This is a genomic window from Draconibacterium mangrovi, assembly GCF_010586825.1.
GTDB classification, from domain to species: Bacteria; Bacteroidota; Bacteroidia; order Bacteroidales; family Prolixibacteraceae; genus Draconibacterium; species Draconibacterium mangrovi.
This window is the reverse complement of sequence record NZ_JAAAGB010000017.1, coordinates 36,764-54,899: the sequence shown is the minus strand read 5'-3', so window position 1 is coordinate 54,899 and position 18,136 is coordinate 36,764. Positions and strand designations below refer to the sequence as shown.

General features: G+C 40.6%; 24 protein-coding genes. 11 read left to right on the top strand and 13 right to left on the bottom strand.

The features are described from left to right. Positions 1–8: 8 nt before the first annotated feature. The 4 genes from arsB to G4420_RS22520 all read right to left on the bottom strand — a co-directional run bounded on the left by arsB (position 9) and on the right by G4420_RS22520 (position 3,051). Entirely contained in the window at positions 9–1,040 is a 1,032-nt protein-coding gene (gene arsB / locus G4420_RS22535) for an ACR3 family arsenite efflux transporter (RefSeq protein WP_163326211.1), read from the bottom strand. Positions 1,041–1,074: 34 nt separating this feature from the next. Beyond that, positions 1,075–1,500, bottom strand: coding sequence for an arsenate reductase ArsC (locus G4420_RS22530; RefSeq protein WP_163326210.1), 426 nt, complete (start codon positions 1,498–1,500; stop codon positions 1,075–1,077). Between the two features lie 21 nt (positions 1,501–1,521). Continuing rightward, positions 1,522–1,857 (bottom strand): ArsR/SmtB family transcription factor, encoded by a 336-nt coding sequence (locus G4420_RS22525; RefSeq protein WP_163326209.1) that lies wholly within the window; start codon positions 1,855–1,857, stop codon positions 1,522–1,524. A gap of 261 nt (positions 1,858–2,118) precedes the next feature. Next, positions 2,119–3,051 carry a magnesium transporter CorA family protein gene (locus tag G4420_RS22520; RefSeq protein ID WP_163326208.1) on the bottom strand — a complete coding sequence of 311 codons (933 nt, stop codon included), beginning with the start codon at positions 3,049–3,051 and terminating at the stop codon, positions 2,119–2,121. 310 nt (positions 3,052–3,361) lie between these two features. On the opposite strand from G4420_RS22520, the gene G4420_RS22515 reads away from it, so the two are divergent. Together G4420_RS22515 and G4420_RS22510 are read left to right on the top strand one after the other, a co-directional pair. After that, a complete protein-coding gene (locus G4420_RS22515; protein ID WP_163326207.1) occupies positions 3,362–3,685 on the top strand; it encodes a hypothetical protein in 324 nt (107 codons plus the stop codon). 102 nt (positions 3,686–3,787) lie between these two features. Then, the gene (locus tag G4420_RS22510; RefSeq protein ID WP_163326206.1) at positions 3,788–4,180 is read left to right on the top strand and encodes a hypothetical protein; all 393 of its coding nucleotides are present in this window, start codon (positions 3,788–3,790) and stop codon (positions 4,178–4,180) included. A 92-nt stretch (positions 4,181–4,272) separates the two neighbouring features. Here the strand turns inward: G4420_RS22510 and G4420_RS22505 are convergent, their stop codons facing one another. The 7 genes from G4420_RS22505 to G4420_RS22475 form a co-directional block, all read right to left on the bottom strand. Then, positions 4,273–5,046: a pyrroline-5-carboxylate reductase family protein gene (locus G4420_RS22505; protein WP_163326205.1), complete on the bottom strand. Its 774-nt coding sequence runs from the start codon at positions 5,044–5,046 to the stop codon at positions 4,273–4,275. 30 nt (positions 5,047–5,076) lie between these two features. Further along, entirely contained in the window at positions 5,077–6,120 is a 1,044-nt protein-coding gene (locus tag G4420_RS22500; RefSeq protein ID WP_163326204.1) for a permease, read from the bottom strand. A 100-nt stretch (positions 6,121–6,220) separates the two neighbouring features. After that, positions 6,221–6,445, bottom strand: coding sequence for a (2Fe-2S)-binding protein (locus tag G4420_RS22495; protein ID WP_163326203.1), 225 nt, complete (start codon positions 6,443–6,445; stop codon positions 6,221–6,223). Continuing rightward, positions 6,442–7,149 (bottom strand): aromatic aminobenezylarsenical efflux permease ArsG family transporter, encoded by a 708-nt coding sequence (locus tag G4420_RS22490; protein WP_163326202.1) that lies wholly within the window; start codon positions 7,147–7,149, stop codon positions 6,442–6,444. The genes G4420_RS22495 and G4420_RS22490 overlap by 4 nt, the downstream gene beginning before the upstream one ends. 1 nt (position 7,150) lies before the next feature. After that, complete coding sequence (locus G4420_RS22485) at positions 7,151–7,549, bottom strand: nitrophenyl compound nitroreductase subunit ArsF family protein (RefSeq protein ID WP_163326201.1); 399 nt, start codon at positions 7,547–7,549, stop codon at positions 7,151–7,153. 22 nt (positions 7,550–7,571) lie between these two features. Further along, a complete protein-coding gene (locus G4420_RS22480) occupies positions 7,572–7,805 on the bottom strand; it encodes a thioredoxin family protein (RefSeq protein ID WP_163326200.1) in 234 nt (77 codons plus the stop codon). Between the two features lie 61 nt (positions 7,806–7,866). Continuing rightward, a complete protein-coding gene (locus G4420_RS22475; protein WP_163326199.1) occupies positions 7,867–8,166 on the bottom strand; it encodes an ArsR/SmtB family transcription factor in 300 nt (99 codons plus the stop codon). Positions 8,167–8,339: 173 nt separating this feature from the next. Here G4420_RS22475 and G4420_RS22470 point away from each other — a divergent pair, with 173 nt between their 5' ends. The 3 genes from G4420_RS22470 (at position 8,340) to G4420_RS22460 (ending at position 10,459) form a co-directional block, all read left to right on the top strand. After that, positions 8,340–8,825, top strand: a complete 486-nt coding sequence (locus G4420_RS22470; protein WP_163326198.1) for a glutathione peroxidase — start codon at positions 8,340–8,342, stop codon at positions 8,823–8,825. A 95-nt stretch (positions 8,826–8,920) separates the two neighbouring features. After that, positions 8,921–9,364, top strand: coding sequence for a MarR family winged helix-turn-helix transcriptional regulator (locus G4420_RS22465; RefSeq protein WP_163326197.1), 444 nt, complete (start codon positions 8,921–8,923; stop codon positions 9,362–9,364). Between the two features lie 99 nt (positions 9,365–9,463). After that, on the top strand, positions 9,464–10,459 hold the full coding sequence (locus tag G4420_RS22460) for an FAD:protein FMN transferase (RefSeq protein ID WP_163326196.1): 996 nt from the start codon (positions 9,464–9,466) through the stop codon (positions 10,457–10,459). A gap of 9 nt (positions 10,460–10,468) precedes the next feature. Here G4420_RS22460 and G4420_RS22455 read toward each other — a convergent pair whose 3' ends face one another. Beyond that, positions 10,469–10,717 carry a hypothetical protein gene (locus G4420_RS22455; RefSeq protein WP_163326195.1) on the bottom strand — a complete coding sequence of 83 codons (249 nt, stop codon included), beginning with the start codon at positions 10,715–10,717 and terminating at the stop codon, positions 10,469–10,471. Between the two features lie 161 nt (positions 10,718–10,878). On the opposite strand from G4420_RS22455, the gene G4420_RS22450 reads away from it, so the two are divergent. The 4 genes from G4420_RS22450 to G4420_RS22435 are packed head-to-tail and all read left to right on the top strand — an operon-like array spanning position 10,879 to position 14,009. Further along, complete coding sequence (locus tag G4420_RS22450) at positions 10,879–11,235, top strand: hypothetical protein (protein ID WP_163326194.1); 357 nt, start codon at positions 10,879–10,881, stop codon at positions 11,233–11,235. Positions 11,236–11,281: 46 nt separating this feature from the next. Next, positions 11,282–12,199 (top strand): hypothetical protein, encoded by a 918-nt coding sequence (locus G4420_RS22445; RefSeq protein WP_163326193.1) that lies wholly within the window; start codon positions 11,282–11,284, stop codon positions 12,197–12,199. A gap of 43 nt (positions 12,200–12,242) precedes the next feature. Further along, entirely contained in the window at positions 12,243–12,515 is a 273-nt protein-coding gene (locus G4420_RS22440) for an acylphosphatase (RefSeq protein WP_163326192.1), read from the top strand. A 51-nt stretch (positions 12,516–12,566) separates the two neighbouring features. Further along, complete coding sequence (locus G4420_RS22435; protein WP_204273792.1) at positions 12,567–14,009, top strand: pyridoxal-dependent decarboxylase; 1,443 nt, start codon at positions 12,567–12,569, stop codon at positions 14,007–14,009. Between the two features lie 26 nt (positions 14,010–14,035). Here the strand turns inward: G4420_RS22435 and nth are convergent, their stop codons facing one another. After that, entirely contained in the window at positions 14,036–14,680 is a 645-nt protein-coding gene (nth, locus tag G4420_RS22430; protein ID WP_163326191.1) for an endonuclease III, read from the bottom strand. A 291-nt stretch (positions 14,681–14,971) separates the two neighbouring features. On the opposite strand from nth, the gene G4420_RS22425 reads away from it, so the two are divergent. Together G4420_RS22425 and G4420_RS22420 are read left to right on the top strand one after the other, a co-directional pair. Continuing rightward, positions 14,972–16,237 (top strand): serine hydrolase domain-containing protein, encoded by a 1,266-nt coding sequence (locus G4420_RS22425; protein WP_163326190.1) that lies wholly within the window; start codon positions 14,972–14,974, stop codon positions 16,235–16,237. A gap of 3 nt (positions 16,238–16,240) precedes the next feature. Continuing rightward, positions 16,241–18,127 carry an ABC-F family ATP-binding cassette domain-containing protein gene (locus G4420_RS22420; protein WP_163326189.1) on the top strand — a complete coding sequence of 629 codons (1,887 nt, stop codon included), beginning with the start codon at positions 16,241–16,243 and terminating at the stop codon, positions 18,125–18,127. The last annotated feature ends 9 nt before the right edge of the window (positions 18,128–18,136 follow it).

Below are 18,136 nucleotides of genomic sequence, written 5' to 3'. Positions count from 1 at the left end.
TAGAGGAATTAGTATTTCCATTTATTGGCCAGCCGCACCAGCGATAACATTACCGGAACCTCGACCAACACTCCTACTACAGTAACCATTGCTGCCTGCGACTGTAAACCGAACAACGCAATTGCAACGGCCACTGCCAACTCGAAAAAGTTACTGGCACCGATCATCGCTGCCGGAGAACAAACTGCGTGTGGTAATTTTAATTTCCGGCCGCCAAACCACGCAATAAAAAAGATAAAGTAGGTTTGAATAACCAGCGGAATGGCAACCAGCACAATAATCAGCGGGTTTTTAACGATAATATCCCCCTGGAAAGCAAACAACAAAACCAGTGTAAGCAACAGGGCAATTATTGAAACCGGTTTAAACTTCGGCAGAAAGGTGTTCTTAAACCAATCTTCGCCCTTTTGTTTAACAAGTAGTTTGTGGGTAAGGTAACCCGCCAAAAGCGGCACAACCACAAATACAACTATACTCGCAACCAGCGTGTCATAAGGAATGGTGATGTTGGTAATTCCCAAAAGGAATCCAACAATCGGGATAAAAGCCACCAAAATAATCAGGTCGTTAACCGAAACCTGCACCAGCGTGTAGTTCGGGTCTCCGTTGGTTAAATAGCTCCACACAAAAACCATTGCTGTACATGGCGCTGCACCCAGCAAAATTGCACCGGCAATGTATTCTCCGGCCTGCTCGGGCGAAATAAACGCCGAATATAGTTTTGAGAAAAATATCCAGGCAAAAAATGCCATGGTAAAAGGTTTTATCAACCAGTTTACAACTAAGGTGAGAATTAAACCTTTGGGGCGTTTTCCCACATTCTTGATGCTCGAAAAATCAACCTGAAGCATCATGGGATAGATCATCATCCAGATTAAAATGGCAACGGGAATGTTCACCTTGTAAATCTCCATGTTGCTTAATACCTGGATGCTGTCTCCGGCAAAGTGCCCGATGCCAATTCCCACAGCAATACAAATTGCCACCCAAAGGCTCAGGTATTTTTCAAAAAAACCGATTTGTTTTTTGTTGTTGCCCATTTTTTGTTCCATTAACCGTTAAACAAAAATTGAACTACAGTTGTGGTTTAATCTCGTCCTCATACAGTTTGTAAAAGCGCTCTTTAATCTCATCGCGCACACGAATAAACTCGCTCCAGATAAACTCATCGGTACCGGTAGCGTGCGAAGGATCGTCGAAACCAATATGCAGACGGTGTTTCACTTCACCGAAAAAAGCCGGGCAACTTTCGTTGGCACCACCACAAACGGTAATTACATAGTCCCATTCCTCGTTTAAAAATTTCTGAACAGAATCGGAAGTATGTTCGCTGATATCGATACCAATTTCCGCCATTGCTTTAACGGCTTTTCTGTTAAGTTTTCCGGAAGCTTCGGTACCTCCTGACTCCACCTGGATACGCTCATCGAACGATTGTAAAAAACCGTGTGCCATTTGGCTACGGCAGCTGTTGCCTGTACAAAGAATTAATACTTTCATTTTATTTTTTATTGAATTTTATTAGGATTTACATTCATAATCTCCCACATTCAGACTGGTTAAGAATTGTTCGATTATTGCCTTCACTTCGGTAATCTTCTTCGGATTCAAACAATATTTTGTCCTGACTCCTTCGATATGTCCCTGTATTAAGCCGGCTTCTTTTAACTCTTTAATGTGCTGATTTACGGTGGTTCTGCCCAATGGTAATTCTTCCGAAAGATCTCCGGTTATGCAACTGTTTGCTTCCGACAGGTACTGCAAAATTTTTAAACGTGCCGGATGTGCCAACACCTTAAACCAGGCGGCCTGGGTTTTCAGTTCCTCATCGAATAAATCTGTCTTTGATTGTACCATTGCTGCTTATTTTGACGCAAATATACGTCAAAATAAATTCCGACGTATATATACATCTAAACAAATCATTAATTTAAGGTAAACTGATTATTTCTACTTTAACAGATCCATTGAAAAATTCAATCTGTTTTACCCTAAACCCTAAAGGGAACCAGATTGATTTTTTGGGTTTCACCCTTTAGGGTCGGGGTAAAAGTCCAAAAAATTGTATTGAAAAGATAATCTGTTAAAGTAGAATTATTTACCAAAGGCATATTGGTTTTAGAACCACTCGCGTTTTCGGAAAATAAGGATACCGATAAGTGCCAGAACTACCGAAATTCCGAGGATGAGAAAAAATGCCCAACGATGCGTTTCCAGATTGTTTGGCACGTTCATTCCATAAAAACTGGCTACGAGTGTAGGTATCATTAAAATAATGGAAATGGAAGCCAGCTGTTTCATTACCACATTCAGGTTGTTTGAAATAACCGAAGCAAAAGCATCCATCATTCCGCTTTGAATGTCGGAGTAGATTTGCGCCATATCAAGCGCCTGTTTGTTTTCGATTATGGCATCTTCAAGCAGATCTTCGTTGATCTCGCTAATCGAGCGCCGGTTTCCATTCTTCAATTTCGCCAAAACCAGTTCATTGGCCTTTATCGAAGTAATAAAAAACACCAGGCACTTTTCCATTTTCAGCAGTCGGTTCAACTCCTTGTTTCGGATCGATTTTTCCAGATCCTGCTCAATAATGGCCGTTTGCTGGTTAATGTATTTCAGGTAACGCAAATAAGTATTGGCGGTTCGCAGGAACAGTTTCAGCGCAAAATTCAACACGTCTTTAACCGGTCGGACATTATCGCGGTACAGCGACGGACTATCGTAAGGCAACACCTCGTTTTCAACCTGACAAATGGTAATGGTAAAACTTTCGGTCATAAAAATACCGAGCGGCACCGTAAAATACGGAACTCCGTTATCCTTGTCGGGTACCGGAATACGAATAATAATCAGCGACCAATCATCGTCGTGCTCAATCCTCGAACGCTCATCGGCATCGAGAATATCCCGCATAACATCTTGCGGTACATTAAAATCTTTAGTAAGTAATTCTATTTCGTTGGCGTTGGGTTGTGTAACATTAATCCAGCAACCGCTTTCCGGCTTTTCAATTTCGTTGTATCCACCAAAGGTTTTGAAAATTTTCAACATGGTATACCTCCTCTGTTTTTTACCGGCAGGAGGCAATATGGCTCCTAGCGGTAAGAGTTATTTTTTAATTCTCTATGATACGGGCCTTCGTCCATATTAATTTTTGTTTTTTTTTAATTCGCTTGCAAAGGTAATTTTAAACGGCCAAAACCCGGCCATTGTTCTAAAAAATATGTTAATGAACTCTTAACGCCTACCCCAAACGGGATCATTAACAACTCGATAAGAAATGTTAACTCTAATTAACTTTAATTCTGCTCTACAATATATTTAAAGCACTAATTTTAATTCCGGAAACAAAAGAAACCGTATGAGATGGATTTTTTACATAGTATGTTTTTTGCTGCTCGGAATCAATTCCGCAAGCGAAGATGTACTTCCGTCTCAGACAACTTCGTGCGAAAGCTTCTGCGCAAATCAGAAAAATCAAACGATTATCATCTCTCCCGATCAATTTATTTCGGAAGATTTGGATACCGAATATTTTGCTCCGGGTTCGGGAATAGTGGTATCAAACGAGCTATCCGCTTATTTCTCGGAGAAGGGAAAAGATGTTAATGCTTCTTTTCCGGCCGGATACTGCTTTCTTTTATCGGCCTGGTTGATTGACCTTCCACCACCTTCTTTAGTGTGATCTAAAAGCGAGTATCGCTGTGCCAACCCGAAATAGTTTGGCAGGTTTATACTCATCATCCGTTCAGGAAAGAACAATTATTCACACTAAAAAAATACGATCATGAGAACAATACAAAATATTAATGAATACGCACAAAATCAGGCAATTCACCTTGAAAAAATTAATGATAGTTCAAACCAGGTAGAAATAGCAGAAGTGAACTATACTCCTGAAAGTAACCTGGAACTTTTGCTTCAATCGCCACTGTTCATTCGTTCGCCACGAAACATAAAAATTGCGGGAGACCGGCTGACATTAACACTGGAAGAATTTGTTCGGGCCGATTACCCCGACCGTGCGCCGGAGTTTGCCTGGGCCAGCTTTTTTTACCACACCTATGTACGATTTCACCATATCTCGTTTTTATTACCGGGCGATGATTTTTACATGATAAAATCGGCCTTACTTCCTGAAGCCCTTTACCTGAAAATTGTTTTAGGAATGGCTGACTAAAACTGGAGTTTTTGTTTTTGTAACCATAATGAGTTCATAGAAAGGGGGTAAGTCTTAACGACTACCCTCTTTCGTTTTTTATGGTTTGTCTTTTAAGCTTTAATTTTCTCGTATAAGCCCAACAATTTGGTCTGATAAATTTCTTTGATCTGCTCTTCGGCATCGCCAATAGGTTTTACCGGAATAAGATCTTTTACCTCATCGGCCGACATGCCCGATTTAAAGAAAATGGAATGCGATTTTTTCAATGTGGCCTCCACTGCTTTTTTTGCTTCATTTTTATCCAAACCGGTAGCTACGGCAACTCTTAGCATTTCTTCCCACTGAAACCAGAAATAGGTTGGCAACATGGCTGAAACAATCGCATATCCTTCCAGTTTATTCTCTTCCACCTCGAAGTTCTTGCCCAAAGCTTTCACCAGCTTCATAAAGCCTTTTTTGGCTTTTTTATCGGTTTCCGGATGAAAAGCCACAGGATTATAACCTTTGTTAATGAAGGATGTAGCATTAGGAATCATACGTACAACTTTTGAAGTTCCCAAAGCACCGGCAATTTTCTCGATAGTAACTTTTGGCGCCAGCGAAAGCACCTGCGTATCTTCTGATACAACATCTTTAATAGCTGTAAGTGTTTCGGCCATTACCGGCGGGTGGACAGCCAAAACCACCAATTGTTGTTTGGCAGCAGCTTGTGCCGACTCAGCAGCTTCAATATCCGGAAATAAATTCTGGAGTGCACTCAGCGTTTCGCTGTTTGGTTCGAATACTTTTACGTTCTCAAAAGCAACTTTTTTGTTTTTAAACGCCTGCAAAAAGATCTTAGTGATCCTTCCGCCACCAATAAATCCAATGGTTTTTGTTTTCATCTTTTTGAGTTTTATCGTTAGTTGAAACAATTACATCACGTAGTTAAAAATGAATCCTACAATTACAATTCCGGCAGCAACAATACCCACAAACGCAGCTATTAACTGCCACTTTAATACCTTTTTCAGGATGATTATTTCGGGGAGCGACAAGGCGATTACCGACATCATAAATGCCAGTGCAGTGCCCAGCGACACACCTTTTTCGATGAGTACACTTACAATTGGGATGATTCCGGCTGCGTTGGAGTACATGGGAACGCCCATTAAAATAGCCAGCGGAACACCATACCAGTTTTCCTTTCCAAGCAAGGAACTAAGAAAATCTTGAGGAACATAACCATGTGCTCCTGCCCCAACGGCAATACCGATAATAATATATATCCATATTTTACCAACAATTTCTCGAACCGAATCAAATCCTTTCTGAATACGGCCACCAAACGAAAGCTTTTCATCTTCTCCTGCTGCAGCATTTGCTTTTACGCTGTAAACCCACTCGGCGACATATTTTTCCATTTTAAGTTTGCCTATCAGCCAGCCCGAAAGAATTGCTATAGTTAAACCGGTGCCAACATAAATAAGCGCCACTTTCCAGCCGAATAAACCAACCAGTAAAACCAGCGCCACCTCGTTTACCATAGGTGCCGCGATTAAAAACGAAAAGGTAACGCCAATGGGAATACCAGCCTCAACAAATCCCAGAAACAAAGGGATGGCCGAACACGAACAAAAAGGAGTTACAATTCCTAACAATGCCGCCATTACATTTCCGGTAAACAAGGATTTTCCCTGCAGCATTTTCCTTGTCTTCTCTGTAGAGAAATAGCTGCGAATAATTCCAACTCCGAAAATAATAAGCACTAGCAGTAGCATCACTTTTGGCACTTCGAAAATAAAAAAGCGCAGTGTTTCGGTTAAATGTTTTCCGGCGGGCATCCCTGCCACATCGTCGATAATTAAATCGGCAATGTTTTGCAGGTTCATGTATAACAATAACCAAACGGGTAACATAAAAAGCGGGAGTAACCAACCGTTTGTTTTTCTGTTTAGTGTTATCACTTTCTCAATCATCTTTTTTCTATTCGTATTTTTACGAACTATTCTTTTAAAATTTTTTATCTCAATAACAGCTTTTAAATCCTGGTCTCTGGTTTATTCACAGCCATAAAAATTAGCCACAACAGCAGCACTTTGGCTTTTCAGGCTTCTGTTCTCCCAATATCTGGCGAATATCATCGGCACAACATTTTCCTGAAGGATTTAGCGTTTTACAATCCGATCCGGTACACGCTCCGGTTGTATCCTTTATATCCTGCAAGCTTTTAGCACCTTTATCCATTGCAGACCTAATTTCTGCTTCGCTAATATTTTTACAATAACAAATTATCTTACTCATGGCAATACAAACATGACCAGAATGTAATAAATACCCACCCCGATAAACAACACCGCAATTACGCGGCGCATCCAAATCTCAACACTTTTCAGAACGTTGTAAAACGAACTAACACCACTAATTGTATAGGCCAGCAGCCAGGCAATAATTAGTACCGGAATTCCTGTGGCAAATGCAAAAGCCAGCGGCAATACCAATCCCTGCACCGATCCGATAGACATGGGAATCAGCATTCCGAAATAAAATGCTCCGCTATACGGACAAAAAGCCAAAGCGAAAACCATTCCCAACAGGAATACATTCCAGAAATTCCACTTATTCTTTTCTTCCAACCGTTTGGAAAATTTTGTCAGCCCCGGAAAATTTATCTTGATTACACCCAACATAATCAGTCCGATAAGAATCAATAGTGGTCCAACAATTTTTTCGCCGTACGATTGAAAAAAGTAGGAAAGACTAAACTGATCGGCTCCGATAAATAAAATAAAAGCCAACAACCAATACGATGCTGCCCTGCCCAAGGTATAAACTACACCACTAAAAAAAACCTGTTTCTTTTGGCCAATATCTTTGCTAATGAATCCAATGGCCGTAATGTTGGTGGCCATTGAACAAGGACCGATTGCGGTTAACAATCCAAGTATAAAAGCCGAAAGAAGCGGTATTCCGGAATTCTCATATAGTGAAGTCAGAAATGTTTCCATTCTATTCTTCCAGTGCTTTTATTATCGCTTTGCGAAGCTTTTCCGGTTGTTTAACCGCGTACATAAATCCTTTACTGGTAAGGTCTGTTTTCTTATCCCCTTCAACAATAATTAATGCAGTACCGGTTACTCCCAGTTCCTTTACCAATTCTTTATTTGATTTGTCTTCTGCATTGTATTCGCTAAATACAATTTTTCCATTTTTGACTTCGTTGGAGAAATTCTCATCCAACACCTTTTTAGTCTCTGCCTCAATGGCTTTGCATGTCGCACAGCGTCTGGTATTGTGGAAATAAAGAATCTCCTTTTTGGCACTATCCGGTTTTTGAGTTGTTGCTCCATAAGTTTGTGCTGAAACAGACACAAAAAGGGCAAGCATAATAAAAAGTACGGTTTTCATTTTATAAGTTTTTGTCGGTTGATTATTCGCTTAACAATTGTTTTAATTCGTCCGATTTTGGTAAACGCCCGGTTAATACAACTTTATTATCTACTACTAAACCCGGAGTGCTCATCACACCAAATTGCATAATCTTGTAAATGTCTTCCACTTTTTCGATTGTGGCTTCAATGCCTAGCTCATTTACTGCAGTTCTTGTTAGTTGTTCCAGCTTTTTGCACTTTGCACAGCCGGGTCCTAAAACTTTTATATCCATCTTCCTTTGGTTTTTTTTTGATTTATTGCTCGCTGTTTCACGAACTATTTTCTCAAATTTTTTAATCTAATTTCAGAAAATCTTTAAACAACTCCTGCGCTTCAACCCAGTTTTCTTTGTTCACACAGTATTTAATTCGAGGAGCTTCAATTTCGCCCTGAATCAATCCTGCATCCTTTAATTCTTTTAAATGTTGCGACAAAGTTGACTTTGCAATTGGCAGCTCGTCACTTAAATCGCCACTGTAGCAACAACTCTGTTTGCCCAGCAATTGCAATACATACACACGCACAGGATGTCCGAGTGCTTTTGCATAACGGGCTATTTTTTGCTGCTGATCTGTAATAATTTGTACTTCCATGTAACTTACATTGTTCGTTGTTCGCAAAAGTACGAACAGTTTTTCGAAATATGAATTTATCCCCACTTTTTATTACTATTTATTTTATATCGCTTGCGACATTAAATATTGTTTTTATATTTGTATCGCGTACGACATTTTAAAAAAAAGACAAATAAGAAAACAATTAAACAATGGAAAACAATTTTTATCAATTTTCAGCAACAAGTTTACAGGGCAAAGAAGTTGCCATGGACAGTTACAAAGGGAAAACGGTTTTAGTAGTGAACACCGCCAGTAACTGTGGCTTAACACCACAGTTTGAAGGGCTGGAAAAACTTTACAAAGAGTACAAAGACAAAGGATTGGTAATTCTCGGATTTCCGTGTAACCAGTTTGCCAACCAGGAACCCGGCGACGAAAAATCAATTGCCGAAGGTTGCCTGCTCAACTATGGTGTAACATTCCCAATGTTCTCGAAAATAGATGTAAACGGTGATAACGCCCACCCCATTTACAAATACCTGAAAAAAGAACTGGGCGGAATTTTGGGAAGTAAGATCAAATGGAATTTTACAAAGTTTCTGATCGATGCTGAAGGTAACCCGGTAAAACGATTTGCGCCAACTACAAAACCCGAAAAACTGGAAGGCCACATTGCAAAACTTTTACAGATTTAAATAAAAAATAAACGAAGATTAATAACAGTAAATGAAGCCGTTGTTGACACACTTCAGCGACTTCATTTTTTATCTTTGCACAAAAAATAAATAACATGGAATTCGAACAGCTAAAACTCAGTAATCAGCTTTGTTTCCCCATTTATGCAGCATCGCGCCTGATAACACGCACGTATCAGCCAATGCTCGACGAGCTGGGAATTACTTACCCGCAATACCTGGTTTTAATGGTGCTTTGGGAACACGATTCCATGCCGGTAAATACAATTGCAAAAAAACTGATACTGAACACTAACACCATCACTCCGCTTTTAAAAAGGATGGAAGTGCAGGGAATTGTAAAACGTACCCGATCAGATGAAGATGAACGAAAAGTAACTGTTAGTCTAACAGACAAAGGGTTACAGTTGCGCACTCTTGCAGCCGAAATACCGGAAAAACTGGTTGCTCAACTTGATACCGATAAAATTTCGGTGGATGAACTGATCGACCTCCGCGAAAAACTTAACCGCCTGATTGATTTAATGACTGAAAGATAATTGAGAGCTTTCATTAAAACTTCTCTGGTTTTTCAGTTATGCAGTACTGCCCCTTGCGCATAAATTTCCTAAATTCGCAACAAATTCAAATGCGTAAAAATGAATCAGCGAATACTTCTCCTAATTGGATTGATCTTTATTTTTCAAGCTTGTAACACCGGCACTTCGAAATACATTGCCAATAACGGAACCATATACGGCACCTATTACAGCATTAAATATGAAAGTCCAAACGGCGAAGACCTGCAAACGGAAATTGACGAGGAGCTGCAACGCCTGTCGCGCATTTTTTCGCACTACGACAAAGAGGCAACCATCTCAAAAGTAAATAACAATACTCCCGTTGAGCTTGAACCTGAATTTGTAACCTGCTTTTTAAAAGCTGAGGAAATTGCAAAAATTACCAATGGTGCTTTCGATATTACCGCAGGTCCGCTTATTAGCGCATGGGGATTTGGACCCGAGGACCGGCAAAAAATGACAAATGAAAAGGTGGATTCCTTAAAGCAAATTTGTGGATATGAAAAGATCAAGCTGGAAAATGGCAGGATCCTAAAGGAAAATCCGCACATGACCATAAATATGAGCGCCATTGCCAAAGGTTACACTTGCGACCTGATCGGTGAGTTTCTGCAAAAAAAAGGCTGCCTGAACTACATGGTTGATATTGGCGGCGAAGTTGTGGCAAAAGGCGCGAACGACAAAAGCAAAGTGTGGACAATAGGAATTCGCGAGCCTATTGAAAATCCTTTTGAAAATGAATTAAGTGCAGCTTTAATGTTGGAAAACCGCGCGATGGCAACATCAGGAAACTACCTGAACTTTTATGAAGATGAAGGTAAAAAATATGCCCACACCATCGATCCAATTTCAGGATACCCGGTACAGCACAGTTTGTTAAGCTCTACGGTAGTTGCCAACGATTGTATGACTGCTGATGCTTTTGCCACTGCTTTTATGGTGTTGGGTAAAGATGCAGGAATTGAAATTGCACGACTGGTGCCGGGAATGGAAATCTACTTTATTTATGCCGACGAAAATGGTGAGAACCAGGTATACATGTCGGAAGGTTTTGGCGAAATGTTACGAAAATAAAAAAGCCGGTTATTTACCGGCTTCTGTATCTGTTATTAAATTCAATTTTTTGAATTGCAGTTCTTTTCTGGCCTCTCGCTGTGCCAATTTATCTTGCGTGGTTGCACAATAAACACCGTTTTTCTTTAGATACGCGTTTCCACCAACGTGCGTATTCGGGAATTTTCCTCCTTTAAGAAAAACAATCCTCATCGTCATTCCCAGCATTCCGATGCCTAACAAGGCAACTGCCAATAAAACTACTTTTAAAATTTCCATATCCTATCCCTTTGAAACTTAGCGATGCAAAATTAAAGTTTTCTAATTAACTAACCCTATCTAAATAACTAATTTAACGGCAAATTGTTGCTGTTCATCTAAAAGTTTCACCGGTACACCAGTGAATTCTGTACATTCAGGGAAACAAAAAACAACAAGTCATGGAAAAACACATTAACGTAGTTGCTACACTACAAATTGGCTACAGCATTTTTGGATTAATTATCGCAACAACTATTTTTATTCTTTTTCACCTAATTGGTGATTTTGCCGATGATCACGAAGCCGAATTTGTTCTTTCGATTATCGCCAATGTTATCATGATCATTGCATTTATAGTAAGCTTGCCGGGAATTCTTGCCGGAATAGGTTTATTCAAACGTAAAGAGTGGGCCCGAATTCTTACCCTCATCATTTCTGTACTCAACCTGTTTAGTTTCCCAATCGGAACGGGCATCGGTGTTTATTCAATCTGGGCACTGGTACAACCCGAAAATGTAGAAGCTTTTAAAAATTAACCCGGCGAAAAATCTTTATCTATTTTTACAAAAACATAATTTAAACATGAACCTCATTCAATTAAAAGAAAGTGCGGAAGAAAAAAACCGCATTGAGAAACTTTTAAACCTTACTCAAAACGAACTTACTCAAGAACAAAACAAGTTAATTCAACTCAAAAAAGAACTGCAGAAGGAGTTCGAAGATATTAAACGACTGGAAGATGGAGGACTATCCGGCCTTTTTCATGAGATTTTAGGAACAAAAGAAAAGAAGCTTGACAAAGAACGGCAGGAACACCTGGCAGCCAAACTGAAATACGAGAATTGCCAAAAACAGATCGACAACCTAAAACAAGAGGTTGAAAGACTGAGCCGCGAACTCCAACAATGTGGAAATCCCGAAAAAGATTACAAAGTGCAATTAACAGCAAAAGAACAGCAGTTAAAAGCCGCAAACGATGGTACGCTTCAGAAATATGAAGAACAACTCGGCCACTACTATTCACAGAAGAAAGAAGTTAACGAGGCAATACATGCCGGCGAAATGGCCATTAAAGGATTAAAGCTGGCACTGGAATCTTTACGTAAAGCACAAAACTGGGGTACATTTGATATGGTTGGCGGAGGACTACTGGCAACGGCGGTGAAACACTCGAAAATGGACGAAGCAAAATCCCTAATCCATGATGTACAATACTGGCTGCGCAAATTTAACCGCGAACTCAAAGATGTTCAGGTAGGCCAGGTAAGCTCGATGGATCTGCAATTGGACGGACTGACAACTTTTGCCGATTACTTTTTTGACAACCTCATTATGGACTGGGTTGTACAGAGTAAAATCAATCGTTCGTACGATGGATGCGTGGATGTATTGAACCAGGTTTCCCGAATTGTGCATCAACTTAAAGCTGCCGATTCCTCTTTAAGCAATAAATATAAAGCCACCAAAAAAGAATTGACTGACTATTTGGTACAAGCTTAAATAATCAATTTTATTACTTTTACGTTCGCATGAATTTAAAAATATGATTCAATACGAAATAAGAGTAACAGGAAGAGTTCAGGGAGTAGGTTTTCGCTACTACGTGCAGCAACAGGCCAAATTACTAAATGTTACCGGCTGGGTGCGCAATACGGTTGATGGAGGCGTGATGGTTGTGGCTCAAGGTTCGGAACCGGCTGTTAAAACATTGCTTGATTACCTATGGGTTGGTCCTCCCCTTTCCCTTATAAAGAGTGTTCACCATGCCGAACTTCAGGCTATTGAAACGTATACCGACTTTGAAGTCAGGTATTAATATTTCTGCGTATTTGCAAAGCTCAATCTAAAAAAACTAAACCACACAAAATTGGAAAAACTTAACTACCACATGAGCCCGGAGCAGTTTCGGGAAGAAGGCAAAAAAATAATCGACTGGATTGCTGATTATTACGAACAGATTGAAGATTATCCAGTTCTTTCGCAGGTAAAACCCGGCGATATCATCAATTCATTACCGGATGCAGCACCTCTGCAAGGTGAAAGTATTGATGATATGATTAAAGATCTTGATGAAAAGATAATGCCGGGAATTACGCACTGGCAGTCGCCCAACTTTTTCGCTTATTTTAATGCCAACACTTCTTTTCCCTCAATCTTAGGCGACCTGGTATCCTCGGGACTTGGCGTACAGGGAATGTTGTGGGCTACCAGTCCGGCTGCTACCGAAGTGGAAACGCGGGTTCTCGATTGGCTGGCCGATATGATGGACATGCCCGAACAATTCAGGTCGACTTCATCGGGTGGTGGTGTTATTCAGGATACCGCATCAACAGCAGCATTAACGGCAATTATAGCAGCACGTGAAAGAGCCACAGGATTTAAAACAAACGAAGACGGACTGGATACAAAGCTGGTGGCTTACGTCTCGTCGCAAACGCACTCATCGGTTGAAAAAGGAATTAAAATTGCAGGAATCGGGCGGGCAAATTTGAGACTGATCGACGTTGATGAAAACTGCTCGATGCAGACCGACCTGCTCGAACAACACATACAACAAGACCGCGCCAATGGATTAATTCCATTTTTTGTTTGCGGAACTATTGGAACAACCTCATCAACCGCAATTGATCCACTACCCGAAATCGGGAAGATCTGTAAACAGGAGAAATGCTGGTTTCATATTGATGCTGCATCGCTGGGAACAGCCATGCTTTGTCCGGAATTCCGACATTTAGCAAACGGCGTTGAATTGGCCGACAGTTACAGTTTTAACCCACACAAATGGATGTTCACCAATTTCGATTGTAATGTTTTTTGGGTAACTAACCGTCATGAACTGATCAACACTTTTTCCATTCTGCCTGAATATTTGCGCAACAAAGCCACAGAATCGGGCGAGGTGTTTGATTACCGCGACTGGCACATTCAACTCGGCCGGCGTTTCAGGTCACTAAAACTGTGGTTTGTAATTCGCCACTACGGCGTTGAAGGACTTCAGCACCTTATTCGCGAGCATGTTCGACTGGCTAACGAATTTGAAAGTTGGGTAAACACTTCGGATGATTTTGAAGTAGTTGTTCCCACAACAATGAATTTGGTTTGCTTCCGCCATAAATCCGATGATGCGTTCAATCTAAAACTGATGAACACCATCAACGAAGCCGGAAAGATCTTTTTTACCCATACAAAATTAAACGGGCAAGTTGTGCTTCGCATGAATATCGGTCAAACGCACATCGAAGAAAAACATGTGAAAAATGCCTGGAAAATCATTCAGGAAACTGCCAGAGAATTGGAATCAAACGATTAAAACAGACATCACATAATTTGTATAACTTACTTCTGCACTTCCTTTTTATAAAATTTACAAACATCGGTTAGTCCGCATTTTTCGCATTTGGGTTTGCGGGCCAAACAGGTGTATCGCCCGTGCAGAATAAGCCAGTGGTGGGCCTTGGGCACCAGTTCTTCAGGAATGTATTTCATTAACTGCAGTTCGGTTGCCAAAGGAGTTTTTGCGTTCGTGCTTAATCCAATGCGTGCTGCCACTCTAAAAACATGGGTATCAACAGCCAGTGCCGGTTTATTATAAACTACCGATGCAATTACATTCGCCGTTTTTCGTCCTACACCAGGTAACTTTTGCAGGTCATCAACATCGCTCGGAACTTCTCCATCAAACAATTCGATAAGTTTTTGCGCCATTCCAACCAGGTGTTTGGCTTTATTATTCGGATACGAGCAACTTCTGATGTAATCGAAAACTTCTGCCGGTTCCACCTCTGCCATTTTGTAAGGTGTTGGAAAACGTTTCAGCAATTCCGGAGTAATTTGATTCACCCGTTTATCGGTGCATTGAGCCGATAAAATTACAGCAACAATCAACTCAAACGGATTCCCGTAATCGAGCTCTGTTTCAGCGATTGGCATTGATTGTTCAAAATAATCTATGATGTATTCAAAGAGTTCTTTCTTTCTCATTTTACAATTTTTTTCAAAAATAAATGAAATTTCTTGTCAAAACGTGTAACAAAAACAAAAGTGTGCAGTCCTATTTAATGAATTGCTTAAGCATCGTTTCTCCTCCTTACAAGAAATGGTTTTAAGTAATAATTAAACAGCAAAATAAAAAGCCGGTTCATGCCGGCTTTTTTCTTTTTTGCAGGTTATTAATATCAACTCGTGAATAAAAAATGTCCGGAAAATTCCACTTCACCTAAAAATCAAGCAGATAAATTCTATTTTTGTTGAAATTGTGAAGGAGGAATCGTTTTGAAGAGAAGAATTTACGTAGTTGTGGTGATAGTTGGGTTGGCAATTCTGGCTTTCAAATTACAGTCGTTTGTTGGAACGGAAAAGGCAGAAGCACAGGCCAAACAGGAAGTTGCTGTTGTTGAGCCGGAGTACAATCCCGTTGTTGAGATTGAAAATACACTTACACGTTTCGATAGTTTACTGGAACAAAATTTAAAAGAATCGGGAACGGTTGGAGCTGCAGCGGTAATTACCTACAAAGGAAAAATTGCACTGGTGAAATGTTTTGGCGTTCGAAAAGCCGGAGAGAAAAATCCGGTGAACGAAAATACTGTTTTTCGCCTGGCTTCGGTTTCAAAATCGGTAACCGGTGTGTTGGCAGGCATTCTTGATGAAGAAAATATTGTAAAACTCGACGACCGCATTGTTGACTACCTTCCCGATTTTAAACTGAAAAATCCGGAATACACAAACCAACTTACCGTTCGTCATTTACTGAGCCACACCTCGGGTTTGATTCCACACGCTTACGATTTAATGGTAGAAGACAAAGTACCTTTGGAAAAGATTATTGAGCGATTAGACCAGGTTGATATGACTGCTGCTCCCGGACAAAATTACGGCTACCAAAATGTGGTTTACAGTATTTACGATCCGATTACGTGTGCAAAAACACAGAAAACTTTTGAGTCGGTGATTAAAGAAAAATTATTCCAACCATTTGGGATGGCCGATGCTTCGGTGAATTTTGAAGATTTTAAAAACAACAATAACAAAGCTTATCCGCATTACAATCGCGGGCACAATCGTTACAGCCCAATGCGCCTTAACGATCGTTATTACACCACCGCCCCGGCAGCAGGTGTTAACGCCAGTATTTCCGATCTTGGTCATTTTTTGTGCACGTTAACCGACGACGATTCGGAGATATTCGATACAAAAGCACGTCAAACTGTTTTTACGCCACAGGTAAATTCGCCGTTAAACCACTCCTATTTCAAAAGCTGGGGACGCGATGTAAAATCAAAACGTTATGGTATCGGCTGGCGAATTGTAGATTACAAAGGTCGCGAAATTGCCTACCACGGCGGTTATGTTTTGGGCTATAAAGCTGAAATTGCCATTTGCGACCAGGAAGACATTGGTATTGCAATTCTGAGTAATTCGCCAAACAGTGCCACAGCTAAAAACATTCCTACTTTCCTGAATATGTTGTTTGATTACAAAGACAGCGTGGCCTTACAAGAAGAACAAAAAGACGATTCTTCGCAAAACAAATCGTAAAACATGAAACCATTTTTACAAGCTGAAAACCTCTCGAAACGTTGGGGAGAGTTAATGCTTTTCGAAAATATTTCCTTCACTGTTTTTGAAGGAGCGAAAGTTGCACTTATTGCAAAAAACGGAGCAGGAAAATCTTCCCTGCTCGATCTTTTGGCCGGAAAAGAATCGGCCGATGAAGGATTGATCACACTCACGAACGATGTTAAGATGGGTTACTTTGAGCAGATTCCTGACTTGAATCCAAATAACACCGTAATTGAGGAGGTTTTTGAAAGCGACAACGAAAAGATAAAAACCGTAAAAGCTTTCGAGCTGGCTGTGGCTCATAACAAACAAGATGAGATTTCTGCTATTTCGGCAAAAATGGACGAGCTAAATGCCTGGGCTATAGAAGTGGAAATTAAACAGATCCTGACAGAGCTGAAGATCAATTTCCTGGAGCAGAAAGTAGCGGAACTTTCCGGCGGGCAGAAAAAACGCCTGGCACTGGCAAAAGTGCTAATCAACCAACCCGACTTGCTGATTCTTGACGAGCCCACCAACCACCTCGATCTGGAAATGATTGAATGGCTGGAAGCTTATCTCGCAAAGACAAAATCGACCTTGTTGATGGTAACGCACGACCGCTATTTTCTTGATCGTGTTTGTAACGAGATCATTGAAATGGAGGACAACCAAATCTACCGTTACCAAGGCAATTACTCGTACTTTTTAGAAAAACGCGACGAACGCATTGCCATGCAACAGGCCAGCATATCAAAAGCCAAAAACCTGATGCGCACCGAAATTGAGTGGATGCGCCGCATGCCAAAAGCGCGGAGCCATAAAGCAAAATATCGTGTCGATGCGTTTCAGGAACTGAAAGACAAAGCCTCGCAGAATATTCGCGATGACAAGGTGGAAATGAGCGTAAAATCGGCACGACTGGGCAAGAAGATTGTTGAGCTGGAACATGTATCCAAATCGTTTCCCGGCGTTAAACTGATCGAAGATTTTTCGTATAAATTTCAGCGTTTCGAGAAAGTGGGAATTGTGGGTAAAAACGGTACCGGAAAGTCAACTTTCCTCAACCTGTTAACCCAATCATTAACTCCCGATTCGGGTGACATTGAAATTGGCCAAACGATAAAATTTGGCTACTACCGCCAGGAAGGAATTGCTTTCGATCCGCAGGAAAAAGTAATTGAGGCGGTTCAAAAAATTGCCGAGTTCATTCATTTTGAGGATGGAACGAAAATGAGCGCCACACAAATGCTGACGCATTTTCTATTCCCACCTGAAACGCAATACAATTACATTGAAAAGCTGAGTGGTGGAGAGCAACGCCGCTTATACCTTTGCACGGTACTCATGCAAAACCCGAATTTCCTGATCCTTGATGAGCCTACCAACGACCTGGATATTATGACGCTGAACGTACTGGAAGATTATTTGCAGTCGTTTGCAGGTTGTGTGGTAGTAGTTTCGCACGACCGCTTTTTTATGGATAAAATTGTGGATCACCTTTTTGTTTTTGAAGGCGAAGGAGCGATTACTGACTTCCCTGGAAATTACACTGTGTACCGCAACAAAGTGGAAGAAGACGAGCAACAAAAAGCAAAAGAAGAAGCCAAAAAGAAAGCCGAAGCAAAAGCAAAATCGGAAGCTGCGGCAAAACCTTCTCAACCGCAAACAAAAAAGAAATTATCGTATAACGAAAAACGTGAGTTTGAGCAGCTGGAAAACGAAATCCCGGAACTGGAACAGCAGATTGGCGAATTGGAAGAATTACTTAATTCAGGTAATCTGAATCACGACGAATTATACGAAAAATCTTTGCAATTAGACGACATGAAATCGCAGCTCGACGAAAAAGAATTACGTTGGCTGGAATTAAGCGAGTTGGGGTAAAACTTACGG